This window comes from Portibacter lacus, from assembly GCF_021533215.1.
GTDB lineage: Bacteria > Bacteroidota > Bacteroidia > Chitinophagales > Saprospiraceae > Portibacter > Portibacter lacus.
In genome coordinates this window covers 1-25,988 of the sequence record NZ_JAJNKA010000012.1, presented here as the reverse complement: position 1 = coordinate 25,988, position 25,988 = coordinate 1, and the positions used below count along the sequence as shown (strand labels likewise).

General features: G+C 37.0%; 18 protein-coding genes. 9 read left to right on the top strand and 9 right to left on the bottom strand.

Going from position 1 to position 25,988, the window contains the following annotated elements; translation table 11 throughout:
- Positions 1 to 3: 3 nt before the first annotated feature.
- The 8 genes from L2586_RS18205 to L2586_RS18170 all read left to right on the top strand — a co-directional run bounded on the left by L2586_RS18205 (position 4) and on the right by L2586_RS18170 (position 10,773).
- Complete coding sequence (locus L2586_RS18205; protein WP_235294372.1) at positions 4 to 1,473, top strand: RagB/SusD family nutrient uptake outer membrane protein; 1,470 nt, start codon at positions 4 to 6, stop codon at positions 1,471 to 1,473.
- Positions 1,460 to 2,566, top strand: a complete 1,107-nt coding sequence (locus tag L2586_RS18200; protein ID WP_235294371.1) for an IPT/TIG domain-containing protein — start codon at positions 1,460 to 1,462, stop codon at positions 2,564 to 2,566. Before L2586_RS18205 ends, L2586_RS18200 begins: the two co-directional genes overlap by 14 nt.
- Positions 2,567 to 2,573: 7 nt before the next feature.
- Positions 2,574 to 5,525: a T9SS type A sorting domain-containing protein gene (locus L2586_RS18195; protein ID WP_235294370.1), complete on the top strand. Its 2,952-nt coding sequence runs from the start codon at positions 2,574 to 2,576 to the stop codon at positions 5,523 to 5,525.
- A 64-nt stretch (positions 5,526 to 5,589) separates the two neighbouring features.
- On the top strand, positions 5,590 to 7,710 hold the full coding sequence (locus L2586_RS18190; RefSeq protein ID WP_235294369.1) for an endo-1,4-beta-xylanase: 2,121 nt from the start codon (positions 5,590 to 5,592) through the stop codon (positions 7,708 to 7,710).
- 171 nt (positions 7,711 to 7,881) lie between these two features.
- Positions 7,882 to 8,034 (top strand): hypothetical protein, encoded by a 153-nt coding sequence (locus L2586_RS18185; RefSeq protein ID WP_235294368.1) that lies wholly within the window; start codon positions 7,882 to 7,884, stop codon positions 8,032 to 8,034.
- Positions 8,031 to 8,750 (top strand): RluA family pseudouridine synthase, encoded by a 720-nt coding sequence (locus tag L2586_RS18180; RefSeq protein ID WP_235294367.1) that lies wholly within the window; start codon positions 8,031 to 8,033, stop codon positions 8,748 to 8,750. The genes L2586_RS18185 and L2586_RS18180 overlap by 4 nt, the downstream gene beginning before the upstream one ends.
- Complete coding sequence (gene thiL, locus L2586_RS18175) at positions 8,729 to 9,754, top strand: thiamine-phosphate kinase (protein WP_235294366.1); 1,026 nt, start codon at positions 8,729 to 8,731, stop codon at positions 9,752 to 9,754. The genes L2586_RS18180 and thiL overlap by 22 nt, the downstream gene beginning before the upstream one ends.
- A 35-nt stretch (positions 9,755 to 9,789) precedes the next feature.
- Positions 9,790 to 10,773 (top strand): hypothetical protein, encoded by a 984-nt coding sequence (locus L2586_RS18170; protein WP_235294365.1) that lies wholly within the window; start codon positions 9,790 to 9,792, stop codon positions 10,771 to 10,773.
- 223 nt (positions 10,774 to 10,996) lie between these two features.
- On the opposite strand, the gene L2586_RS18165 is transcribed toward L2586_RS18170, so the two are convergent.
- The 6 genes from L2586_RS18165 to L2586_RS18140 form a co-directional block, all read right to left on the bottom strand.
- The gene (locus L2586_RS18165; protein ID WP_235294364.1) at positions 10,997 to 12,658 is read right to left on the bottom strand and encodes a DUF4998 domain-containing protein; all 1,662 of its coding nucleotides are present in this window, start codon (positions 12,656 to 12,658) and stop codon (positions 10,997 to 10,999) included.
- A gap of 31 nt (positions 12,659 to 12,689) precedes the next feature.
- Positions 12,690 to 13,958: a DUF4959 domain-containing protein gene (locus L2586_RS18160; protein WP_235294363.1), complete on the bottom strand. Its 1,269-nt coding sequence runs from the start codon at positions 13,956 to 13,958 to the stop codon at positions 12,690 to 12,692.
- A gap of 41 nt (positions 13,959 to 13,999) precedes the next feature.
- Complete coding sequence (locus tag L2586_RS18155) at positions 14,000 to 15,955, bottom strand: RagB/SusD family nutrient uptake outer membrane protein (protein WP_235294362.1); 1,956 nt, start codon at positions 15,953 to 15,955, stop codon at positions 14,000 to 14,002.
- A gap of 19 nt (positions 15,956 to 15,974) precedes the next feature.
- On the bottom strand, positions 15,975 to 19,088 hold the full coding sequence (locus L2586_RS18150) for a SusC/RagA family TonB-linked outer membrane protein (protein WP_235294361.1): 3,114 nt from the start codon (positions 19,086 to 19,088) through the stop codon (positions 15,975 to 15,977).
- Positions 19,089 to 19,632: 544 nt separating this feature from the next.
- Entirely contained in the window at positions 19,633 to 20,049 is a 417-nt protein-coding gene (locus tag L2586_RS18145) for an OsmC family protein (protein ID WP_235294360.1), read from the bottom strand.
- Positions 20,046 to 20,948 (bottom strand): MBL fold metallo-hydrolase, encoded by a 903-nt coding sequence (locus L2586_RS18140; RefSeq protein ID WP_235294359.1) that lies wholly within the window; start codon positions 20,946 to 20,948, stop codon positions 20,046 to 20,048. Before L2586_RS18140 ends, L2586_RS18145 begins: the two co-directional genes overlap by 4 nt.
- Before the next feature lie 266 nt (positions 20,949 to 21,214).
- Between L2586_RS18140 and L2586_RS18135 the strand changes: the two genes are divergently transcribed.
- Positions 21,215 to 22,309: a glycoside hydrolase family 117 protein gene (locus L2586_RS18135; protein WP_348535563.1), complete on the top strand. Its 1,095-nt coding sequence runs from the start codon at positions 21,215 to 21,217 to the stop codon at positions 22,307 to 22,309.
- Positions 22,310 to 22,327: 18 nt separating this feature from the next.
- Here L2586_RS18135 and L2586_RS18130 read toward each other — a convergent pair whose 3' ends face one another.
- The 3 genes from L2586_RS18130 to L2586_RS18120 are packed head-to-tail and all read right to left on the bottom strand — an operon-like array spanning position 22,328 to position 25,464.
- Entirely contained in the window at positions 22,328 to 22,747 is a 420-nt protein-coding gene (locus L2586_RS18130) for an SRPBCC domain-containing protein (protein WP_235294357.1), read from the bottom strand.
- 51 nt (positions 22,748 to 22,798) lie between these two features.
- On the bottom strand, positions 22,799 to 23,365 hold the full coding sequence (locus tag L2586_RS18125) for a Crp/Fnr family transcriptional regulator (protein WP_235294356.1): 567 nt from the start codon (positions 23,363 to 23,365) through the stop codon (positions 22,799 to 22,801).
- Positions 23,362 to 25,464: a Tex family protein gene (locus L2586_RS18120; protein ID WP_235294355.1), complete on the bottom strand. Its 2,103-nt coding sequence runs from the start codon at positions 25,462 to 25,464 to the stop codon at positions 23,362 to 23,364. The genes L2586_RS18125 and L2586_RS18120 overlap by 4 nt, the downstream gene beginning before the upstream one ends.
- Between the last annotated feature and the right edge of the window lie 524 nt (positions 25,465 to 25,988).

Sequence of the window (25,988 nt, the reverse complement as noted above, 5' to 3'; positions counted from 1 at the left end):
GAAATGAGAAAACTTATAATATTAAGTCTAGTCTTTTTAAGTGTTTCTTGTTCAGATTTTTTGGATAAAGAACCTTTAGACCAAATTACACAAGGTAATTTTTACAAGACCGCTTCAGACGCCAATCTTGCTACTATATCGATGTATTCTGTCACAGGAAGTATCAATTGGTTTGGATTATCGTGGATGATTACTGAAATTCCTACCGATAATACCACAGTAGGTGGAAATGATCCAGATTTTTCACCGATAGACAATTTTACGATTAGCGCTGATAACTCACCTAATACTCAATATTGGCAGCAACACTATAAACTGATCACATTAGCGAATCAAGTTTTAACATATGTTCCTGGAATTGAAATGGATGAAGAAATAAAATCTGGATATCTAGCAGAGGCATATTTTATGAGGGCATTTTCATACTTTGACTTGGTCAGGATTTATGGCGATGTTCCTATTGTTACCACACTTCCAGAATTAGGTCAAGATCTTTTAATACCGAGATCGCCTGTTTCAGAAGTCTACCAATTAATCATAGACGATTTATTGTTTGCAACAGAAAACTTGCCTGACACTAGACCTTCATCTGACATGGGTAGAGCAACATCTTACGCAGCTAAAGCAATCCTCTCTAAAGTTTACTTAACTACAGGGGAATATGATAAAAGCATAACACTATGTACTGATATAATCAATTCGAATCAGTATAAGTTAGTGCCGGTTGCAGATAACTGGCTTAGAGATGTCAGCGATAACAATGCAGAAGCTATATGGCAAGTGCAATACGTCGGTTGTGGACCACTTGGAACAGGAAATGCGCTACAAGCTTTCTTCGCTCCATGGGGACAAGGAATTACGCAAAATTCTGATGGATGGGGATCTCAGATTCCTACAGCACCTACGATAGATAATCCGGGAACAACGATTAAGGATGCTTTCAAATCGGAGGATTTAAGAAAGTACCATTCGATTATGACTGCGGGAGATGAGTATCCAATGATAAACCCTTCTGAAGGAGGATATAAATACCCATCTCAAGGAGCCTCTAGAGCACAAGTGAACATAAAGAAATATGTAATCGGTGGAGGAAATGATGTCTGCTTTATGAGCACACCTCAGAATTACCATGTCATTAGATATGCTGATGTTCTACTCATGTTAGCAGAAGCATCTTGCAAAAGAAATGGTGGATTAAGTGTCACGCCAGAAGTAGTAAGTGCTTTTAATCAAGTAAGAGAAAGAGCTGGCTTAAGCAAAGAAGAAGTCATTACAACTGAAATGGTGTACAAAGAAAGAAGACTAGAATTCGCATTCGAAAATCATAGATGGTTCGATTTGCTCAGAGAAGGAAATATCCAGAAAACAATGCAACTTCATGGAAAGCAAATGCAAGATCACAATATACTATTCCCTATTCCAACACAGGAACTGGCGATTAATCCAAATTTAACACAAAATGAAGGGTACTAATATGACTAAAAATTTAAATTATATCGTATTACTTGTTCTTCTGATCAGCTGTGGCAAAGGAGAACCTCCAGTAGTTACTACTTTTGAACCAGATTTCGGGTTTGAAGAGACGCTTATAGTTGTCGAAGGAATGAATTTTGATGATGTGATCGCTATCAACTTTAATGATGATGTGCCTGCTGATTTTAATCCATCTTATGGAACAGAGACGGCGCTACTATTTAGAGTTCCTGAAAAGGCACCCTTAGGTGAGAACATGGTTAAGATCGTTACCTTGGACGGTGAAACACACTTCCCATTCAGAGTGACTTTAGAGCCACCAGAAATTACAAAATTCGGACCTACTTCAGCTAATACTGGAGATATTGTAACCATTCAAGGAGAGAATTTTTTCGAACCGCTAGAAGTACTATTTTTTGATAGTATTCCAGGAAACATCATTTTTAAGTCTCCTGATTCCATTAAAGTAGAAGTTCCTGCTGGTGTTACAAAGGGTAGATTAAAAGTTAAAGCAAATGGAGGAGATGCTTATACATCTGAAGTATTCTTTACGACGAAAAACATACTGATCAATGATTTTGATGGAAATGGCGTTCGTTCAGAAACAGATAAATGGTTATTTTACGGAAACATAGACCAGAATGCAGGAAGCGCTATTCATCAGTCGAATCCAGCGCCGATAGACGGTAATTTCCTTAAAATATCAGGTGTAGACCCAGGATCTATATGGATCGGAGGAACTGAAAGCAATGCGAATGATGTGGATGTTTTCGATGTGTTCAATATCGAGAGCAACATTAATAACACCTTCTTCGAAATGGATCTTAATAGCAACAATGCGAAAGATACTTATCTGATAATCGTGCTTACAGAAAGAGGAGGTTCCCCTAATGATTTCACAGAAACAATTCATGTGGATTGGGATGGCTGGCAGAAATTTAGTGTGCCTTTAAACAGGTTCAACGACGTTTCAGGCGCAAGCATTGACCCCAGTAAAATAAAAAACATAAAATTACATTTATACAACGAACTAGGAGTAACTAAAAGGCTTCAGGTTAATGTTGACAATTTAAAATTCGTTCAAATCAATTAAATTAATTATGAATAAGATTACATTTACACTTTTATTCCTATCCATGTGTTTTATGACATTTGGTCAGGAATATATCGAGCAATTCGATGAAGACATTGAAGGCCAATTCTGGTTAAGTGATGGTTACACTAGCTCCGTTGCTGATGGAGAATGGACCATTACAGGGGACGGTACAGCAGGAGCATACAGCATCTTCGCTTACCTTCCAGGAGATGCAGACGGAGTACCTACTGCACTGGATGTTTCAGGAAACAACAAAATTTATGTTAGAGTAAAAGCGAGTAATAACGGGACTCAGCTTAGACTGGATTTAAAAGATGCTGATGGTTATACCACTTCTCTTGCAGGTCTTAACAAATTTATGGTTGCTAATTACACCGTTTATGAATTTGACTTTTCAGGAAAACTTCAAGATGGAGGTTATGGAGGTACATCATGTACTGAAGATACAAAGCCTTGTGATGTAGATCCAACAAAAATCGTTGAATTCCAATTTTACATCAATGCTGATCAAGGAGGCTTCGCTGGTACTGTGATTCTAGATTTCATCTCTGTAGGTTCTGAACCTCAAGTGGGTCCTATGTCAGATGTTTTTCAAGTACATTTTGATGATCCAGAAGATAGAGGTTTTATCATGACTGAAGCAACTGGTTACACGAATACCCTTGAAGATTCTCAATGGAAAATCAAAGGTGACGGTACTAATGGAATGTGGGATGTAGTAAGTATGCTTACATTTAATCCAGCAACAAAAGACACCGTAGATATCTCTCTTGCTGATGGTGAAAATAAACTATTTGTGAGAATGAAATCTACAGTTCCTGGTACTGCGATTAGAATAGATGTCCAAGATATTAATTCATTTGCAACAACAGGAGGAAGTATTACTCAAGTAATCACTGATGAATTTGAGACATATGAATTCAACTATGCAGGTTCTTACCAAGATTTAGCTTATGGTGGAACAGGATGTACAGAAGGCGGACCAGCATGTGATGTAGACCCAGAAAGAATAGCAAATATGATCTTCTTTATTAATCCAGGAACTGAAGCATTCGCTGGAGAAGTATCGATCGATTATATTTCTGTAGGAACTGCTTTAGAGATCATAGATACAAATGATGAATTAGTATATGGAGATCATTTTAGTGCAACAACTGACTATGTATCTTCTAGTGGAACATATGAAATAGCAGTAGAAAATTCTATTCTTTCTATTACAGGAAGTGGAGAAGATGTTGCTTATTCTAACATCGCGTACAGTTTAAATGATGAAGAAACTGGTATAGCAATTAATGCAACTGGTAACAATAAAGTATTTATTAAAGCAAGATCAACAGAACCTAACACACTTCTAAGAGTAGACTTATTAGATTCAGTAGGCTACTCAACTACACAACCTTCTCTTACAAGAGTATTGAGCACAGACTTCCAAGTAATCGAACTTAACTACTCTAATCAATACACCGATGCAGGTTACGGAGGAACTCCTTGTGAAAGTGGTCCATGTGATGTAGATGGAACTGCAATTAAGACGATGTACTTATATCCTAATCCAGCAGATGGAGGATTCGCAGGAACTATTGAAATTGACTACATTTCTTTCGGAAAGCCATTAGGAGAGGAAGTTGTAGAATTTAAATATGCGGACCAATTCGAAGATGGAGACATTTCTAAAATAACAATGGCTACTGGTGTAGAAATTACAGAGTCGGAAGGCGTAATGACATGGAAAGGTGATGGAACTTCATCTGCATGGGCAGCAATGGTATACACACCACACAATGCGGAGACATTCGAAGATTATATCTTAGACATCACACCTACAGATAAAATCTACATGAAAGCGAAATCTACTACTCCAGTTACAGTAAGATTAGATTTAAAAGATTCTGATGGGTTCGCAACTACTGAGCCAGCAACTTCTGTTTCTATAACGGAGGAATATCAGATCATAGAGTTTGACTTCGCTGGAACGTATACAGATGGTGCTTATGGTGGAACTTCATGTAATGAAGAAAACAAACCATGTGCCGTAGATGGAACAAAAATTAGTTCTTTTAGCTTTTTTATCGAGCCAGGAACGGGCATGTTTGATGGAGAGATTTCTATTGACTGGATTAGTACAATTGATCCTCTAGAAACGGATACTGTTGATCTAGGTCCTGCAGGTATAGATGACTTTGCTGAGGAATTCACGACGAATGACTTAGCTTTCTTAAGCACAAGAGAAGGAAATGCATTAAGTGCAACAGATGGTGTTTTAAAAATATCTGGAGATGGAACTTCTGGTGCTTATGCGCCGACTAGTTATACGATCAATGATGGCGTAGATTCATTAATTGTAAATGCTGCAAATAACGATAACAAAGTTTTCATCAGAATGAAAGCTAGCACAGATACGACAACATTAAGAGTAGATCTTAATGACAATAGAGGTTACCACACAACTCAAGCTGGACTTGAGAAAACTTTGAGTACTGAATTCGAAGTATATGAATATGACTTCACAGGAAAATATAAAGATGGTGGATACGGCGGAACTACTTGTGAAAGTGGTCCATGTAATGTAGATCCAGAAAGGATTTCACATATCCAACTTTATATTGATGCTGGTGAAGGAAACTATGCTGGTGACTTAGAAATTGATTGGATTTCATTCGGAGAACCTCTTACTTCTAGTGTATTAGAAACGGAAGTTGTTAAAACAGCTAAAGTTTATCCTAATCCGGCAAAAGGAGAATTCTACCTTGAACTAGATGCTAAGGTTGCTGGAAATATGGTAGCAAGTTTCATTGACATTTCTGGAAAAACTGTTAAAGTTCAGTCTCTAGGTAATGCAACGAAAGGTAGTAACCATAAATTAGTAAGACTTGATCAATTAGTAGAAGGAATGTATTTCCTAAAAATAACCATTGCGAATAAAGAAGCTTTCTACCAGAAAGTGTTTGTTAAATAAGTGTAATTTTTAATAGAGATGGGTGCTTTCGGGCATCCATCTTATTTTTATGTAAAATCAAATAATGAGTAGAATCCTTACCTTTTTTTTCCTATTATTTTTAGGCAACGCCTATACACAAGATAATTATCATCTTGAGCTACTTTCTTCTTTTCAAGAAGATTATAATCTGGAAGCACCAGCATATTTGTTTTTAGATAACGAAGCGGCTAATCTTTCTAGAATGTATATATATGGAACCACTTCGATTTCCACTAAAACCGTAGAAGGATTTGACTTCGAACGTCAAACTTCATTCTCCATTCCTACTGCTGGTGCTAATGCCTGGGACTCCGGTGCGGGAATTAATAGTAAAACAAGTGTGAAAACGAATGATGTGCTTGTTTTCACTTTTTGGGCCAGAAAGTCAAGTACTAATTCTGAAACCCATTTTTTTATAGAAGATACTGGAACTTATGAAAAGGAGTTCTACCAATCCATCAGCTTTTCACCTGACTGGAATCAATATTACATTGCCATTACTGCGTCTAAAGATTATGGTATTGCAAAACTAGTAGCAGGCTTTCACTTAGCAGGCATTGCACAAGACTTCGAACTAGCAGGATTTACTGCTTTTAATTTTGGTCAAATAGACATAGAATCTGTTCCTTCTAGCTTTAGTACCGGTGGATATGAAGGTGTGGAAGAAGATGCTCCATGGAGAGCAGAAGCAGCAGAAAGTATAGAAAGTATAAGAAAATCAAATCTAAAAATTCTTGTGCAAGATATGAATGGGAATCCACTACCTGACGCAGAAGTACACGTGGAAATGCAATCTCATGAATTCCAATTTGGTTCTGCTTTCGTAACTTGCAGGTTTCAAGGAAATCGTTGTTATAACTCAAAATACGTTAACAAAATATTCGATCTAGATGGAAAAGGTCATGGCTTCAATGCAGGTGTAACCGAAAATGCAATGAAGTGGGACGGATGGGAAGAAGAATGGATCGGTACACCTGACCAAACAGCTGCAGCCGTAAAATACCTTTCTGATAATGGTGTTCAAATGAGAGGTCACACATTATTCTGGCCAGGATATGATAAAATGCCTGATGATATTCAAGAGAACAAGACTGATCTTAACTATCTTAGAAATAGAATTGCGACAAGAATTGATGAAATGATTAATCATCCTGTTATGGCTCCTATTGTCAGAGAATGGGATATTTTCAATGAAATTACTCAAAATAGAGATCTGGAATTTGCCTTCGATGAAGATCCAAACTTTACAACTGGCAGAGAAATTTACCAAGAAATAATCAAGGATGTTAGGACGTTAGATCCTGATCTAAAATTATACATTAATGACTACGTAGTCCTTTCAGGTGGCGGAACAAGTACAAGTGTTGTTAACCGATACAAAGAATACTTAGACGAAATTTATAATAGTGATCAGCCATTTGATGGAATCGGATTCCAAGGTCACATTGGCTCCACACCGACATCAATTCCAAAAATCAAGAGTGTATTCGATGATTTTTATGAAAGATATGGTACGCGGCAAAGTGTTACAGAATATGACATCAGTGACTTAGTAGATCCTGAAATACAGGCTAAATACTTAGCGGATTTCTTGACGATAACCTTCAGTCATCCATCTATGGACGCATTCATCATGTGGGGTTTCTGGGATGGAAATCACTGGAAAGGAAATGCGCCAATGTTTGACATGAACTGGAATCTAAAGCCTTCCGGACAAGCCTTTATTGATAAAGTTTTCGTAGAATGGTGGACGGATGAAACGGTTCAGTCTAATGAGAATGGTATTGCAGAATTAAGAGCCTTCAGAGGTACACATAAAATTACGGTAACCAAGGATGGAGAAAGCACGGAAATGGAAGTTGTTCTAGGCGATGACGGTGAAGTAGTGGTTGCTTTAGAAGGTGTATCTTCTGTTGCAAATACGATTTCAAGTAATCTTTCTATTCAACCAAGTTTGATTTCCGATGGTTACTTTATGGTCACTTCAGAAAACGACCTACACATAAACAGCATCCAATTTTTAAGTGTGAGTGGCAAGATTGTTTCTAATTTTGATACTCCTCGATTAGGCTCAAAAATTAACATTGACATTCCATCAGGCGTTTATTTCGTTAAAATAAATACTGAAGAAGGTGTTATTACTAAAAAAGTGGTTGTCCAGTAAGAAAAAAGACATCAACAAGCTTAACAAAGTTTCAAGAATAATATAACCAAGTCCGCAGTCTCCAATAAAAGGGATCTGTGGACTTTGTGTTTCTATGGTGAATGAACATTCTCAATCTAAATTGTTATTACCTAGTTTTTATGTTATACCTTTACAGCAATCATTTACATTATGAAGTACATTCTTTTAATCGGTATCATTTATTTTATTTATAAGTTTTATAATAAGCAAGATCAAAGAAAGAAAAGGGTAAGTGATTTCCCTGAACCAAGGGTGAAAGAAGAGCAATTGGAAGATTTCACAGATTATGAAGAATTAGAATGACAAATAAAGAAATACAAGACTGTATCATCTATCAAGATGCATCTTTTTTAATTGCTAATAAACCTGCTGGTATAAGTGCTCAAGATGACCTGAGCGATGGTGAATCATTTCATAAATTGTTAGAAGCTTTCAGCACTAAGAAGTTGTTCGTCGTTCACAGACTTGACCGGCCGACTAGTGGAGTAATGGTTTTTGCTAAGAAAAACAAAGCAGCTGCTCATTTTAGTAAATTAATGGCGCAGAAAGGATCCGAGAAAAAATACCTTGCTGCAGTTAAGAACGCACCTAAAGAACCTGAAGGTGAATTAACGAATTACCTCTACCATGATACAAAATTGAAAAAGTGTTTTATTTCCAAGGAAGCTAATAAGCAAGCGAAAATTGGAACATTGACCTATAAAACATTGACCAAAATAGAAAATTATACCTTACTAGAAGTATCCTTAGAGTCTGGTAGGTTTCATCAAATTAGAGCCCAATTATCATCTATCGGTTCTCCGATTAAAGGAGATGTGAAATATGGTGCACGTAGAGGAAATAAGGATAGAAGCATCAACCTTCATTCTTATAAATTGTCTTTTCATCTTCTTTACGATAATGAGTTGATAAAATTACAAGCTGCTATTCCTAATGAACCTGTGTGGGAAGCATTTAAGGAAATTCTTCCAGAAATTGGCGAAAATAAATACGAGAAATGGAAACAAGAACAGACGTAAACGAATTTGGCGAATTCGGCCTTATAGAACATTTAACTAAATACTTCGTAGATCAGAACCCGACAACCGTGAAAGGTGTAGGCGATGATGCTGCCGTGATCGATAATAATAATCTAACGACAGTGGTTTCTACAGATATGCTAGTCGAAGGAATACATTTCGATTTAATGTACAGTCCGTTAAAGCACCTTGGATATAAAGCTGTTGTTGTGAACCTATCTGATATCTATGCAATGAATGCAGTTCCAGGACAGATTACGGTTTCTCTTGCTATTTCTAACCGCTTTTCAGTAGAAGCATTAGATGAATTATATTCAGGAATATTGGCTGCATGCGAATATTATAAAGTAGACCTAGTCGGTGGTGACATGACTTCTTCTCCGAAAGGAATGGTTATCTCTGTAACGGCCATAGGAAGTGCGCCTAAAGAAAACTTAGTGTATAGAAATGGAGCAAAAGCAGGTGATTTAATCTGTATTTCAGGTGATCTGGGTGCAGCATATATAGGACTCCAGATTCTAGAACGTGAGAAGCAATTGTTTCTTGATGATCCGAACTTGAAAACTGATCTAGAGGACCAGCAATATATCATAGGTCGACAATTAAAACCAGAAGCAAGGTGGGATATTATAAAAGCATTCCGAGATTCAGGACTTATTCCTACTTCTATGATCGATGTATCAGATGGTTTAGCTTCTGAAATCTTTCACTTATGTAAGCAATCGAAAACTGGAGCAATCGTAGAGGAATCAAAAATTCCGCTTCATCCAGATACGGAAACGATGGCATTGAAATTTCAACTGGATCCAGTGACTTGTGCACTGAACGGAGGCGAAGATTACGAATTGCTTTTCACGATAGATCCTAACGACTTAGGAAAAGTGAGAACAATGGATGATATTTTCATCATTGGAGAAATGGTGGAAGCTGAAGGTGGAATCAAGCTAAAAACAACTAGTGGAAACCTTCATACAATGAAAGCTCAAGGCTGGAAACACTTTTAGGACTATACGATAATTCAAATTCATACTTCAAACACATGAATTTTCACCTAAAATATGAGATTTTTATTGTTTTTCTTGTCAATGCGTATCTATGCTTCGCACAAAATTCCAAACCCTTTGACTTTATTACAGTTGGTCAAAAAATGGAAGTCATTAGCAAAAATAAGGTCGCAAAGGAAACGCTTTCATTTAAAAGTCCCATCGATTCTTTACAAAACGATGGTATTGTCATTAGGACATATGGAAAGGATGGTCGTGAGCAATCCAATACACAATATGTTGATGGTCAAGCTTCAGTAACCCACACTTATCAATACAGTTCACTTTATTCTAAGGTTCGTGTCTGCACTTCTATTCCAAGTAATCTTATAGAAAATTGCTACGATCTCGTATGGTCTGAAGATGATAATAAATTGTATAAAACTTTAGATAATGGATTCACACCTACTACCTACGCGGTAATGAAACCTCCCTTCGATCTTGATAAACAGCGCAAACCTTTGGTTGCTTATCATGTTGCTAAATATGATACAACATTCCACGATAATAAAGATTCTCTTGACAGTTCTTTAGAAGTTAAGAAGAAAACCAATTCTAGTATGTACTTTAAATATGAATATTCATATAAAGAGTCCATGAGAAATGGTAAACATATTCTACAATCTGAATCCAAAACGTGGATCAATGGAAAGAGAAAAAGAAATAAAACGAAAGAAAATAATCTTAAAATAGAATTTGACCCATCTATTCATACGATGTCTTTCTTTGTCTCACAAGGAAAGAAAGATTGGGCACTCAATCAGATACAATCTTATAATGAAAAAGGTCTATTTACTGGAAAGGAGATTTTTGTTCAAAAACAGGGTTATAGATTATCTGAAAAATTGTTTCTGAAGCAAGGAGATCACTATAAAATGGAAGTGCAACGTGGTGAAAGTGGTCTTGTAATTGAGCTTAAGGAATTTGTAAATGACCAGCTCTTTTTCATCACGAATTATGAGTACGAATACTACGATTAACTAGTAAACGAAGTAAATTAACCACATTCAATTAATATAAAATGTATTTCTAGGGCTACACTCTCAGGGTCGAAAATCTTAATTCTACAAATGAAAATAAAATAGAAATGGACTAGCAATCACCTAATATAATTGTGAATGCTAATCCATCTGTTTATTTCTTCTCTCGGACTAAAATCCAATGTCTAATTTCCTCTCGCAATGCTGCCTGAGGTTCATCATCCTACTCCTTCGTAAATCTCATATTAGCAAAGTAGTAAACAATATCTGCAGGTGGATCCCAGTCTCCTATGCCTCCTGGCTCTCCCCCGATATTTAAAACAATTACTCTGTTATGCTTTCCTACTGCATCTGCTAAATCTATCGTTACTTCATGCCAAGTATTCAAAGCCTCATCTGGAATATAAAATGGATCCTTAGCCCAATATTCCTGACCAAAATTACTATTCTGACCGAATGACCACATGTTATTCATAAATCTAGGCCACAATCTTTGATAAGGCTCAAACTTGCCAGCAAAAAATGATTTCTCTGGCGCAAGAACTGACATTTTCAAATACTTATAATCATCCGTTTTAAATTCATATTCCGCTGGCAATGCAAATACAAAAGTTGCATTCCTCGCTCTCAAGTTTACCTTGTACACTTCACTTAAGTCTGCTCCATTCGGATTAGGTGCATCTGTAACTGGGTAATCCACTTCCACGCTCCAGTTATGATCTTGTACAATTCCATCTAGATGGAATTCATTCGGAATTAAGGACTCTGCTGGATTTTCGATAATTTCAACTATTCCAGTTTCCACATAAGGTGCAAGAGCTTCATCTAATCCCATAGAATTAGCATAATAGGTTACTTTCTCTAAAATACCAGCATCTAAAAAATCGATTAAAACCTGATAATCACTTACACTAATTCCACCTGATTTTTTGATAAATGGAACATACTTTCCGCCACCTACTTCATCTACAACATCATTTCTATCATAAATCAAACTAGGAAGATCAAATAAATCTCCACCTGTTAAGTCAATTTCTTTAATGTTAGGAAAATAGAAAATATCTTGAAGTGAATTGGTATGAACCGGATACACTAATTTTTCAACTGACGAAATCGCCTGAGCTGTAAATGTTGTAATTCCATTATCAATTAGAATCTGTCTTTCTGCAGGTGAAAACTCAGTTGTTTCCAGCGGCATATTAATCGTAATTACGTCATCGAAAGCAATGGTATCTAATATATTCTGTTGGTTTATTCTAGGAACTACATGGTAAGTCATATTAATATCTATAGGCTGACCTGGTTTTATGTTTCCAATAAAGAATCTTGGTGTCTCTCCAGCTGTGCCACTTTTCGTAACACCATCATTATCCACGTACGAATATTCTAAACTCAAGTATTCCATCAGAACAGAAGACAAGCCTAATGGCCATTCTACTACAGCTGCAGAAGGAGATGCTACAATTCTAGGTGGAGCAACTACTAAATTATTTAGATCCTCATTAGTATATGGTATTAATGCTATATTCTGAGGCACAGAATTGTTTCCAAATTCATCAACCGTAAATACATCAAATCTATACAACTTAGACTGTGTCAGACCACTGATGTTAACGTAAGAAACTAAAGAATCAATGAGAATCTCTTTATCTTCATACTCTATTCTTGTAGAAACCGCTTTACCCAGATTGAGTTGACTACTTGGAATTCTACCTGCTTTAAATAAGTCAAGCTCGACTCTTTCATATCCGATGTTACCGATGATTGTGTCGTATCTCGCTGGATAAACTACTTCTCCTCGAAATTCAGCATGCTCATCATAAATATCTTCACAAGAAAATAACACACAAATTAATCCAACCGTAAAATATAAAACCTTGTTCATAATTTTTAAATACTTATTTATTAATTAAATGTCAATTTACTTTCTTACCGTAAAGTGTGATTTCGGAAAGACAATTTGCATCTTCTCTTGTATAATTAGCGTTAAAACTTTTCATCGCTCTATAGCGGAAATAACGGGTAGGCTTTGTAAACTGAGGCTCATCAGGAAACATATAAGCTAAGTCACCTGCTTCACCAAGCTTAACAAATTCCAGCTCACTTTTTCCAACAGGAACAGGGATCTTGTGCTCTGTAATTAATTCCCACGCTTGAGCATCTTCATCCCAGATATACATTTCATATATTCCGACATTTTCTGACTGATAATACTGTCCCCTACTAATATTTTCGACACCTCCAGAGTGTCTCTGATGGGTTAAAATTCTGCTCAATTTATATTCAGCACCTAGATCAATGATTACGTTCCATGGCATGTTACCATCAGCTGAGTTTCCTGTTCTTCCTCTACTGTGTGTATGCATGAAATTCAAATTATCACCTCTATCGATAATCCCATCTACTAAATATCTTAGTCTTCCTTCTAATCCATCACCAAAGCCTTGTGGAACACCTCCTATCGAGTCGTTCGCTTGCGGCAAATACCAACCCGACTTAGGTAATTCATCATCACTTAGAAGAGAAATAGATCCGAAGTCCTTAAAATCAGAAAAATTCCCATAGATATCTGCAACTTGAATTTTGACATTAACTTGTTCGTTTTCAGGCAAATTCAAGTTGTCTATAAATCTTCGCTCAACAGGCAAATTAGAAGAGAAAACAGAAGTAAATTCTCTGTTTGTTCCGCCATCGTTGTAGTTGAATTTTACATAAACATTTATACTCTGCTCCAGCTCGTTTTCCCAATCAATGAAAAAAGAACTAAATGCAGGTTTGAGTTCAATAGAATTAGCAACTCTAGAAATAGCAGATTCTAATGGAACCACCTCTAAGGTTACAACTTCAGATTTGTTATTTGCTCTGTCTAAAGAGAAAATTTCGACCTTCTTAGGTGCCGTATCTCCGAATCCTATAACATCTAAAGAATCTCTAAAATAGGAAGCTGAAAATGAAAATTTCTTACCACCCGCATTTGTATAGGAAGCGTTTACACTTAGTAAGTCTTCATCATTAGGAATAGTGTAGAATATTCTCGCACCACCTAATAACGCCTTATACGTAATATCAGTAGGAGGCGACGGTGGAGTGCTATCGGGATTATTTATCTCCGGATCTTTAAAACAAGAACCTAACAAAGTTCCTATTAAGAGCATGACACATACGATATAAATAGAATGTTTCATTTTGATTTGTTTTTCATTTATCAAATAATTTCTGTCCTAAATTACCACCCTGGGTTTTGGACTAAATTCGAGTTTGTGTTAATTTCATTTAAGTCAATAGGCCACAGATTCTCTGTAATACTGAACTTTCTTTGCTGCTTTAATTCCAAATTGAAAAAAGAACTACCTGTTTCTCCAGTATGAGTCCATCCCCATACAGCAGATGAGAATTCCGATACTGCTCTTTTCGTTCTTATCATATCCCAAAACCGCTGACCTTCGAAAGCTAATTCTATACCTCTTTCTTGTAGAACAATGTCTCTAAATCCTTCTTGTGTGGTGTGTTTGTTCAATGTATTAACCAAATCATTATTAGACCATACTGCTTCTACATCTGGAATTCCTGCCCTTCTCCTTACTTTATTAATTGCATCATAAGCTTCCTGAGATGGTCCACCATTGTATTCATTGAGTATTTCTGCTTTCATTAAGTATAGATCAGCCATTCTGATAATCGGATATGGAAACTTAATCGTTCTTTGCCATGCTCCAGATTTAGATTCAGGATGAACGAATTTTTTCACACCGATTCCAGTTGCAATAAAATCCGTAGAGTGTTGGGATGAATTATATCCACCGTCACTTCCGCCATACATCATCGTGTTAATTCGAACACCGTGACTTCTCCAGTAACCACCAGTTATCCCTAAATTTGCATAAAATCTAGGCTCTCTATTTAAGTAAAGATTAATGGTTTCAGAACCTGGTTGCATGTAGCCATCTAAGGACTTATAAGTGGAATCTTCTACACCAGGAGTGATTACAATATCCCACTTCCTTTCTAGGTTATAAGTCTTGTCTTCATCTATAGGAAGTCCATTTTTCGTATAATATCTTTCCGCCATTCGGTAAGTTGCTCCCATCCACTGCCATGAATATGAAGGAGTATTAGTCACACCACCTCCATAACCTTCTGGAAGTCTAATATTAGATGAATGAGCTAACTCTCCTTGGCCGTAAATATTGATATTAGAATAACCCCAGATCAATTCTTCATTCCAAGGATCTGTAATGACCATTCTCAGGTCATACAATGTTTGCATTGCCTCATTATTCGAATTATATGCGCTTGCATCGAATGGAAATGGTTCTTTATCATAAGTATACAACTGAACTCCGCTAGACTCACATGAGCTGATCGCTTCATTCACCGCATCTAATGCAGCTTTCCATTTTTCGTTGTCCTTATTCAGTGGGAAGAAAGGACTTCCATTTTTATCTACAAAATCTCCGAAGTATTCATTGTTTCCATTAAAGAATGGACTTGCTCTAAACAATAAAACTCTTGCTTTAATCGCCTTAGCGGCTAGTTGATTCACTTGTCCAAATTCTTCAGAACTTGACTTTTCTTTTAAATCCGGAATCGACTCATCTATCAAATTTACAATGTAGTCGAAGCATTCATCTACAGATGATCTGTTCTGGAATAATACGTCTTTGCTCGCATCAGGTGGAATAAGTTCGTCAGCGATTACAATCGGTCCATAATGCTGAACTAATATAAAGCTATAATACGCTTTCAAAAATTTGACTTGAGCTGACCAGTTCTTCTTCTCTTCATCAGTCATGTCGGGAACATTATTAATGTTCTCGAGAAAAATATTCGCCGAACGAATCCCAGCATATAATGGCTGAGCTCCTCCAGTTCCTGACCAAAATCCTAATAATGGATCTGAAACCGTTTGCAAGCCTCTCATAAGTCTAATCCCTCTTAGATTTCCTGTTTCTGAATTCAGGTCTAACCGACCTAACCATTCATCTCCTGCTATCCATTCAGAACTATGTGTCTGATCTATGTTAGGAAGATAACTATATACTTTTGCTAAAGCATCCCATGCTTCCTCTTTCTGCTTAAATAAATCTTGTAATGTCAAGGTATTATCTGGAACCACATCCAAATAATCAGAACAAGAAAAAATGGTAAATACTACGACTATTAATCCTATTAATTTTTTCACTATCAGATGATTTAGAATATTAAAATGAAATTTGTGCGCCAACGTTAACAAGCTTATTCGGCGGATAGCCTAAGCCGTTACTTCCCATCTCTGGATCCCATAAATCGAAGTTGCTGAATACAAACATGTTTTGCATACTTAAGTACACTCTACAGTTTTGTAAGGCAGATGATTTATATAAGGTTTGCGGAATGTTATATCCGATCTCTACACTTTTAAGCCTCACAAAAGATCCATCTCTTAGCCACCATGTAGATGGTTGGATATTGTTATCCAATGGATCGATCGAAATACGCGGCCAGAATGCATAAACATCAGGGTTGGTCTCACTCCAATAATCGTCAGCAATTATAGAAAGTGCATTTCTTCTATTGGCAAATGGTGCAATACCATTATCATCAGTTCCTGGGTTGATAAATAAGGAAACTTGTGAATTTCCTTGGAAAAAGAAGGAAGCGTCAAATCCTTTGTATCCTCCTGAAAACCCAACCCCATATTGAATAAGAGGTATAGCAGGAAGACCAATCGGAACTTGATCATTATCGTTCACAATTCCATCTCCGTTGATATCTTTATACTTTATATCTCCCGCCTGGTATGTACCAAAATCTTGTTTAGGAGAATTTCTAATTTCTTCTTCGTCCACGAAAAGTCTTTCAGCGATAAGTCCCCAACGTTGATTGATAGAATGTCCTTCTCTCTTCAGGTATTCATCAGCGTAATTCTTTTCATCTAAGTCTACATACTTATTATCGGCATAAGTGTAGTTAGCTCTTATAGAAATCCATAAATCCTTATTTAGGAATTTTTGATAATCTATAGAACCCTCATGACCCCATGAAGCAACTCTTCCCACATTTCCATTTATTGTTGCTTCTAAACCAACCGTTGATGGGAAATTTTGTCTTGTTAGGTAAATTTGTCTTCGGTCATCATTGAAAACATCCCATTGTACATTCAAGTCTCCGTTAAACATGCCAAGTTCTATCCCCAAGTTAGACTTAGTAGAAACCTCCCATGTTATATCTGGATTAGCATATCTATTGATCTCGAAACCACCATAAGCATTGGTAAATGTCGATCCCCATCGGTAACCTCTTCCACCTTTAGAAATTTCAGATAAGTAGAAGAATCGATCTGCGTTTGCTGCGATGGCATCATTTCCTACAAGACCATATGTCAATTTGAATTTTAAAGTATTAATCACTTCTTTCAGTGGTGTCCAAAATTTTTCATTTGAAACAATCCATCCACCTCCTATAGAAGGGAAAAATCCGAAACGTCTGTCACCGTTAAATTTCTCAGATCCATTATATCCGTATGCAAATTCAACAAAATATCTACTATCAAAATTATAAGAAGCTCTTCCTGATGTTCCCATATTTCTCTGTGGAAGCGTCTCATAAATAGATTGACTATTTCCACCTGTCAACAAATATTCTTCCGCTGTTCCCACATTCATTAAGCTTACATTATGCTTTCCGAATTCTCTTGCCCAGTTCGCTCTTACTTCGAAATAATAATGCGCTGTTGCATCTCTACCTGGATTAACATCTCCTAAATATTGTCTTCCTGATGTTGCATTAAGAGGAAACAATTCGTGAACGCCTGTAATCTGATTATAAGACTCTAGATCATAGTAAAACGGATCATATGAACGTGTACTACTGTAGCTACTCCATGTATTAACCGACGCTTTCGCCTGCATTTTCAGACCCTCCGTTACAAAATCTAATTCTTGTGACAGCGTCGCCATACCTGTTATAGAACTAACATTTCTATCTTCGTATCCTCTCACCATTTCAGCATAAGGATTCTGCTTAAGATTTCCAGTTACAAATGTATTTCCAAATAAGATATGATCCGTGTATAAGTTAGCTGAGTCCGGCTCAAAAACTGCTGGAAAATCAACAGGATTAGAGTTCATAACCATATTAAAAATATCGTTTGCCGGTGCTTGAGGTCCAGTATATCTTTCGAAAAGACCCTGTAATCTAGTATCCAGTTTAGTCGTTGGTGTCAATTTAAAAATGACATTATTTCTTAATTGAACTCGGTTAATGTTGATGTTGTTATTGAAATTATTTTTCGGATCTACTTTTAGAAGTCCAGTTTCGTTTTGGACAGTTCCTGCTACAAAGTAAGTAGCAACCTTTCCTCCACCTGAAATATTAAAATTCCCTCTTGTATTCTGTGTAGAAGTCTTAAATAACTCATCATACCAATCTACATTTGGAAAAATATTAGGATCAACATTATCTGCTGTAGATTGGATTTTTTGCTCACTATAATAAGTACCTAGCAATGGATATCTTGAAACTCTTGCTTCATTATAAAGCTTCATATAACTAACACCATCGATTAATTCGTTAGTTCTAGTAGGTGAAGCTACTTGATAATCAAACCTTACATTAATTTTTGCTGGACCTTCAGCTCCTGATTTTGTGACAACTAGAATAATTCCATTCGCCCCTCTAGGACCATAAAGCACGGTAGCGGAGGCATCTTTTAGAATCGAAAAACTTTCTATATTATCCGGTTCTAATCTTGCAAGATCATTAGTGGATGCTTCGAAACCATCGATTAGTATTAGTGGATTTGTTTTGTACCCAAAAGTAGTTACACCTCTAATAAAAAATTGAGCATTATCCCTACCTGGCTCTCCAGAAGTTTGATAAGAAATAATCCCTGGAACTCTCCCTGCTAAGGTGTTCGTTAAGTTGGTTGAGGGCTGTTTCAAGTCACCGACCCGAACAGTTTGTATAGATGAGATTACACTCTCTTTCTTTTGTGTACCAAAGGCAACGACCTGCACCTCATCTAACAGTTTTCCATCATCGTACATCTCAATATCATATACATTTTGTGAGGAGACAACCTTAGTAACTGTTTTCTTCCCTATAAATGAAAATGACAAGGTATCTCCGACAGCGGCGGTCATTTGGAATTCACCATTAACATCAGCAATGGTTCCATTACTGATATTATTCAGTGTATAAATGGTTACACCAGGCAACCCAATTCCATCTTGGTCTTTAACTATTCCTGAAATTGATTTTGTTTCTCCAACTTGAGCGAAGGAGGCATAAACAAACAATAGCATAAACATGCTAGTCAAAAAGCGGTTTTTCATAGTGCTTTGTTTTATCCGTAAAAATCTAATGGGTGTTAATCCTTGGACAATACTAGTAAAATTTTTATGAAATATCATAATTATTTGGCGACGAAATGTAAAAGAGAATTACATTCTATATCTGATATGACATTGCAAGTGTTTGTTTTTAATTTAGACCAATTTGAAGAATTAAAAGCTGACTCGTGGTCAATTTTTTTTAAATGAAATTAAGATTGGTTAAATATCCAGATAACATTGTATGCATTACAAAATGTTAATGCTAACGCTAAAGCATCAAAAAGGATATTCTTGTAATTAGATTCGCTAAAAAGAATGCTAAATGGAAAGGATTAAGATAAGCTTACCAAAATGTTCTAGATTATCATGATTTGATATGACCTCCCTGTAGATAATTAATTCACTATTTCCTACACAAGTTATAACCTCTTCATTGAAAAATGATACCACTTATTAAAGGTCTTTTAGGAAAACAGAGCGTATTGCATTTCACCTGGAAAGCTTTACTTTTCTCGATACCTTCCTAAAAGCGACAGGTTATTGCCTAGACAATCTCGTATGAACTCGTAATTTCCACCGCCTTTTCAAGCATCTTAGAAACACTGCAATATTTACCTAAGGACATATCTATCGCCTGTTTCACCTTCTCTTCCTTTAACTTTCCTCCTAATACATAATGGATATGTATCTTAGTAAACACGGCCGGAACTGCTCCCTCTTCTCTGAAACCTTCTACCTGAACATCTAGAGTTTCGAGGCCTTGTCTCATCTTTTCTAAAATAGAAACAATATCTATAGAACTACAGCCTGCCATTGACATCAGTAATAATTCCATCGGCCTTACACCTTTTCCTTCACCACCTATTCCTGGAGATCCATCCATGGAAGCTATGTTTCCACTACTATTATATGCTCGAAAATGAACTTTGTCATTAACGCGCTTCATGTTTATTTTTGTCATTTTTCTTCTGTTAATTCTATATATGCAGCATCTAAACTCCTTCCGATGCCTTTTCCTTTCCAATCAGGTGCGCCTGCCACAATAGACATTTCACTTTTCATATCGTCTAATGATTTTCCAGCAGTTATGCCTTTTTCAACTTGCAACATTAATTGCTCAAGATAATTTGTAAATGCTTTAATATCCTCTTTATTAACAACAATATCATAACCATCTCCAGCATGTCCGCAAATGATCTTTGCATCATCATCAAATTTCTTAACTGCATTGTCCAAAATTGAGATCCAATTTCCGATGTGTGCACCCGCCGATTTATCTATGTATGGGAATTTTCTATTAAACACCAAATCACCCATATGCACTACATTCGCATTTTCAAAATGAGTGATGATGTCTCCATCCGTATGTCCTCTACCGTGATAACTACATGAAATCGTTTCATCTCCCACCTTCGTTGACCATTCCTTCTTAAAGGTCATATCTGGATAAAGTTGTTTATCCTGAATATCTCTTTCTTTAGCTACTCGCTCTTGGTTCTTCTTAGAGTTTTCATGGGCGAACACGTGCTCTACGATATCTTTAAAGGCAATATTTCCTGCGGTGTGATCACCATGGTGGTGCGTATTAATCAAGTAATTAACTTTACGATCCGTTTGCTTTCTTACTTCTTTGATCAATTCATTCGCCGTATCTGGAAATTGAGAATCAACTACCACAATTCCTTCTTTATTCACTAACCATCCTATCGTCCCTCCACTGCCGGTAAAATAACCTACGTTGTTACGAAGTAGTTTGAATTCACCTGTAGAGAAACTACTTGCAAATGCCTTCGGCGCGAATAACAAAGATGCTACTCCAAGCCCCGAATACTGAATAAATTTCCTTCTCGTAGTTTCCATTTTTGTTTCTTTTTTCAACGGTCCAGTAAAGTTAAAAGTTTAAAAGAAAATTGTTTCTTTTTCTTTAGTGACCCAATTATAAAAGAAATAATCAACAGTTTTCTTATTTTAATGATAGTAAAAAATGTAACCGCTTAATATTGGCAAACTAGATTTTAATCCCGATGAGAAACTTCGTTATTCTATCCTTCCTTCTACTGACTACCTCCTGCTACAATTCTAAGAACCAGGAAGCATCTGTAACATCTACTCCTACTCCAGAAGAAATGGATCGACTTGGAATTACAGATGCTAAGCATTTAAGCGCAGCGACTAAGCGAGCATTGAAATGGCCGAATATAGGGAATGAGTGGTTTTTAGAATTCGGACAAATGAAGCAGCTAAAAGGTGATCTGGCTTATGAGGAAGGTATCGTGAGAAGAGATCCAAGTGCACTTATACAAATTAACGGAAAGTACTATGTGTGGTATTCAAGAAGTATTGGGCCCACTCAAGGTTTCGGTGGAGACATCGATAAGGATAAAGTATTTCCTTGGGACAGATGCGATATCTGGTATGCCACCTCTGAGGATGGTTGGACTTGGAAAGAAGAAGGGCCAGCAGTCGAAAGAGGCCCAAGTGGTAGTTATGATGATCGATCTGTGTTCACCGTTGAAATTATGGAGCACGAAGGTATGTACTATCTGTGCTACCAAACCGTAAAATCTCCATACAATGTGAGAGTGAAGAATCAAGTCGGATTGGCTTGGGCTGAATCTCCTGATGGACCATGGACTAAAAGTGAAGAACCCATTTTGAGTCCTGCTGACAATGGTGTATGGAAAGGCGAAAGTCAGAACAGATTTGCCGTAGAAAAGAAAGGTGATTTCGATAGTCACAAAGTACATGATCCATGCATCATCCCTTACAAAGGCAAGTTCTACCTTTATTATAAGGGCGAACAAATGGGTGAAGAAATCACATTCGGAGGACGCCAAATCCGCCACGGTGTTGCCATTGCTGATCATCCTAAAGGCCCATATGTTAAATCACCTTATAATCCGATCAGCAATAGCGGTCATGAAATTTGTGTCTGGCCATATCAAGGCGGAATCGCTTCTTTAATCACTACAGATGGCCCAGAGAAAAATACCATTCAGTGGTCTCCCGACGGTATTAATTTCGACATTAAAGCATCTATCAAAGGCGCTCCACATGCCATCGGTCTTAATCGAGGGCTTACTTCTGATGATGATCCTGTAGGTATTATGGATTGGGGACTGTCACATGTGTACAACAATGGAGACTACCAAAGCATCACCAGATTTGATTCCAGAAAAATCAAACGACATGTTGCGAAAGGAGCCTCTTCAGAGAACTGATTCTGCTTAGTTGCTGTTTTATTCTTCACATCTTAGTTTCAGCGCTTCGTTCATTGCCTTGAAACCATCTAACGTTTCAGTATCCAATTTCTTCTTGAACATCCCCACCAATATTCCCTTGAACTTTTCACTGTGTTTCAAAGTGCAACTTCCATCACCTTGATCGATAATTTCAAATCTATGTTCTCCATCGAAAACTCCAGGCATCAAAAGTCTACCTATCCACCTTAATTCTCTGTTTTTCTCACACTTCAGTATCATTGGTTTGAATTTCATATTTCCTATCATGGCTGATATTCTATTTCCTTCTGCCAAATCTCCCTTTATCCATTTGATAAATGGGTTCCAACTTGGGTAAGACTCCGTGTTTGTTAATTCTGCCCACACCTTTGATGGCGCTGCATTGATTTTGATTTCTGTTCTTAATGAATGTCTCATAACTTTTTTTACAAAGTTGCAGACATCTTCAGGTTGGTCTCTTGATATAAATCAAGAATTTGAACGAATACGGCTTAAAGTTTCAGGTGACATGCCGAGCATGGAAGCGAGATACTGTAGAGGAACTTCATTAAACAAAGATGGCTTATAAGCGAAAAGGTGTTCATATCGTTCTTTAGAATACATTGACAAAAAAGAAAAGATGCGGTCTTCTAAGGTGATGAAACACTTGGCAATAAATAGTTTCTCTAACTTATCCCAATTTGGAACTTCACCTCCTATAAGTTCATAATCGGTTCTGTAAATCGTGTATAATTTTGTGTTCGATAATGCTTTAATATCACGACGGGCCTTTGTTCGAAAAATCAATCCGGATAGATCGGTAATAAAATCTCCTGGTGTAGATATCCATTGTGTAATTTCTTTTCCATTAGCCGCGATATCGAAGATTCGAAGATTGCCCTCAGTGATAAAACTCAGTTTATTGCAGAACTGATCTTTCTTGAGGTAAAAGTCATTCTTTTCAATTCGCTCTTCCTTGAACATCTTAGAAATAGCGTTGAGATGTGCTTCAGAAATTCCGAAATAACTTTTAATATATTGCTCAAGTTGGGTCATAATCCTTTAGCCGTTACACTAATTCGTTTACGAGATTCATCGACTTCCAGTACTTTTACCTGCAATTCTTGATTAATAGACAAGACTTCTGCTGGATCCGAAATGTACCGATCCACAATCTGTGAAATATGAAGTAGCGCAGATTCTTTTATGCCAATGTCTAGAAATGCTCCGAACTTTGTTAGATTCGTAACAATGCCACTAACGACTTGACCCGATCTTAGATCACTAATACTTTCCAGTCCTTCTGTAAACTCCCTTGGTTTCGCACTTTCTCTTGGATCTAGTCCAGGTTTGCTTAGTTCTTTCAGAATATCATTCAGTGTAGGCAGTCCGATTTCTGCTGTAGTATATTTATTTAGGTCAATGGATTTCAGTACTTCTTCGTTTGCGATTACTTGACTGATGGTCTTCCCCGTGTCCTTAACCATCTTGCGTACTAATCCATATACTTCAGGGTGCACTCCAGTATTATCTAATGGATTTCGCCCCTCCTTTACTCTTAAGAATCCAGCACACTGCTCGAAAGCCTTATCTCCAAGTCTTGGCACTTCTTTCAAAGATTCAATGCTATCAATTTTGCCTTTGCTTGTTCTATAATCGATGATATTCGATGCTAGCGTAGGACCTAATCCAGAAACATAACTCAATAAATGCTTGCTTGCTGTATTCACATTGATGCCTACTTTATTAACACAAGATTCAACAGTCTCAGTTAAGCTCTCTTTAAGTTTCTTTTGATTGACATCGTGTTGATATTGACCAACACCGATAGATTTCGGATCTATTTTCACTAATTCTGCCAATGGGTCCATCAATCTTCTAGCGATAGAAACGGATCCTCGAACGGTTAAGTCCTTATCCGGAAATTCTTCACGTGCTACCTCTGAGGCAGAATAGATAGAGGCTCCATCTTCATTGACCAAGAATATTTCAGCACTATCATTTAGCGAGGTTTTCCTGAGCCACTGGTAGGTCTCTCGTCCTGCTGTACCATTGCCTATTGCTACTGCTTCTATTTTATATTTCTTTGCCAATTTCAATATCACTTCCTCTGCTGCGGCAATCTGACTCTGAGGAGGATGTGGATAGATGGCTGTGTTGTACAATAAGTTTCCTGAATCATCTAGGCATACGACCTTACAGCCCGACCTAAATCCTGGATCTATTCCTAGAATTCGCTTACTTCCGAGCGGCGCAGAAAGCAATAATTCAGCAGCATTTCGAGTAAATACTCGTATCGCTTCATCATCTGCTTTTTCCTTCGCATCTTTGAGGACTTCATTTCTGATAGACGGTAAGATTAATCGCTTTAATGCATCTTGGATCGCATCTTCAAGATAGGGAACAGCATCGCTATTTCTTTTGATATAATATCGACAGATTCTATCCATTACGTCTTCGAAATCCACATCGACTTTCACTTTCAAAATGCCTTCTTGCTCACCTCTTAATACTGCGAGGAGTCTATGCGAAGGTGTTTTATTGAGATAACCTTGAAAGTCAAAGTAGTCTTTGAATTTTTCTCCTTTCTCTTCCATTCCTTTTGCCATTTTCGCATATAGCATGGCTTTTCTGGAAAATGTATTTCTGATGATATCTCTGACCGATGGATTCTCACTGACCCATTCAGAAATGATGTGTTGAGCGCCTTCTATGGCTTCTTCTACTTTACCGAATCTCCTTGCTTGCTCTTTGATGTTGTCTGATTTCTGAGACATGATAATTTTAGCAAGTCCTTCATATCCAGCTTTTCTAGCGATTGCTGCTTTGGTCTGGGTTTTTCGCTTAAAGGGAAGGTATAAATCCTCGAGTTTTTTCTCATCCCAGCAATCGTTGATTGTGGATTTGAGTTGAGCAGTAAGTTCACCTTGTTCTTCGATGGACTTAAGAATACTTTCTCTTCTTTTGATCAGGTCTTGAAGTTTCTTGTACTCGCTTTGAATGGTTGAAATCTGGACTTCATCTAGAGAACCTGTGTGCTCTTTACGATACCTGGCAATAAAGGGAATGGTTGCACCTTCATTGAATAGGGTGATTACTTTCTCTACTTGGCTTCTCGATATGCCGCTACGATCTCCTATTAACTTAATAATCATTTATTTCTCTTTGCTTTACAAAGTTCGTTAAAAAAGCTTTGTTGATTGCGAAGATAATATCATTTTCTTTCAAATGTGATGAATTGAATTTTAAAGAAAAACTCACACCTCCAGCTCTGCAATCTTTCCTCACACTCATCTCCCTCGCTCAGCTTACAGATCTTACTTTACATTTAAAGAGAGGAAAACTCATGGTCTCACATTCAGCGCGTGTCCGTTTTCCAACTGAAGGCTAGGAATGTTACATTTAATCAGGCTTGTGAAAAACTCATCGTCTCACATCTAGTGAGGCTATGAATGTTTTTCGAATATTAACCATATGAATGCACACCTTCAGCTCTGCAATCTTTCCTCACACACTTCTCCCTCGCTCAGCTTACAGATCTTTCGGGGTTATTGTCATTGCCTGAAATAAGTTGACCACAAATTAAAAGAATTATGAGTGGAAAACAACATTCTGGATTAAATCAGACAGAGCGGCAACGTCGAAGATTTAGTGAAACGTTTAAGAAAAAAAAGGTCAA

What these genes read in the sequence shown, in the direction of transcription:
- L2586_RS18205 (WP_235294372.1), top strand. Translation starts at nt 4, where the DNA reads ATGAGAAAACTTATAATATTAAGTCTAGTCTTTTTAAGTGTTTCTTGT.
- L2586_RS18200 (WP_235294371.1), top strand. Translation starts at nt 1,460, where the DNA reads ATGAAGGGTACTAATATGACTAAAAATTTAAATTATATCGTATTACTT.
- L2586_RS18195 (WP_235294370.1), top strand. Translation starts at nt 2,574, where the DNA reads ATGAATAAGATTACATTTACACTTTTATTCCTATCCATGTGTTTTATG.
- L2586_RS18190 (WP_235294369.1), top strand. Translation starts at nt 5,590, where the DNA reads ATGAGTAGAATCCTTACCTTTTTTTTCCTATTATTTTTAGGCAACGCC.
- L2586_RS18185 (WP_235294368.1), top strand. Translation starts at nt 7,882, where the DNA reads ATGAAGTACATTCTTTTAATCGGTATCATTTATTTTATTTATAAGTTT.
- L2586_RS18180 (WP_235294367.1), top strand. Translation starts at nt 8,031, where the DNA reads ATGACAAATAAAGAAATACAAGACTGTATCATCTATCAAGATGCATCT.
- thiL (WP_235294366.1), top strand. Translation starts at nt 8,729, where the DNA reads ATGGAAACAAGAACAGACGTAAACGAATTTGGCGAATTCGGCCTTATA.
- L2586_RS18170 (WP_235294365.1), top strand. Translation starts at nt 9,790, where the DNA reads ATGAATTTTCACCTAAAATATGAGATTTTTATTGTTTTTCTTGTCAAT.
- L2586_RS18165 (WP_235294364.1), bottom strand. Translation starts at nt 12,658, where the DNA reads ATGAACAAGGTTTTATATTTTACGGTTGGATTAATTTGTGTGTTATTT.
- L2586_RS18160 (WP_235294363.1), bottom strand. Translation starts at nt 13,958, where the DNA reads ATGAAACATTCTATTTATATCGTATGTGTCATGCTCTTAATAGGAACT.
- L2586_RS18150 (WP_235294361.1), bottom strand. Translation starts at nt 19,088, where the DNA reads ATGAAAAACCGCTTTTTGACTAGCATGTTTATGCTATTGTTTGTTTAT.
- L2586_RS18145 (WP_235294360.1), bottom strand. Translation starts at nt 20,049, where the DNA reads ATGACAAAAATAAACATGAAGCGCGTTAATGACAAAGTTCATTTTCGA.
- L2586_RS18140 (WP_235294359.1), bottom strand. Translation starts at nt 20,948, where the DNA reads ATGGAAACTACGAGAAGGAAATTTATTCAGTATTCGGGGCTTGGAGTA.
- L2586_RS18135 (WP_348535563.1), top strand. Translation starts at nt 21,215, where the DNA reads ATGGATCGACTTGGAATTACAGATGCTAAGCATTTAAGCGCAGCGACT.
- L2586_RS18130 (WP_235294357.1), bottom strand. Translation starts at nt 22,747, where the DNA reads ATGAGACATTCATTAAGAACAGAAATCAAAATCAATGCAGCGCCATCA.
- L2586_RS18125 (WP_235294356.1), bottom strand. Translation starts at nt 23,365, where the DNA reads ATGACCCAACTTGAGCAATATATTAAAAGTTATTTCGGAATTTCTGAA.
- L2586_RS18120 (WP_235294355.1), bottom strand. Translation starts at nt 25,464, where the DNA reads ATGATTATTAAGTTAATAGGAGATCGTAGCGGCATATCGAGAAGCCAA.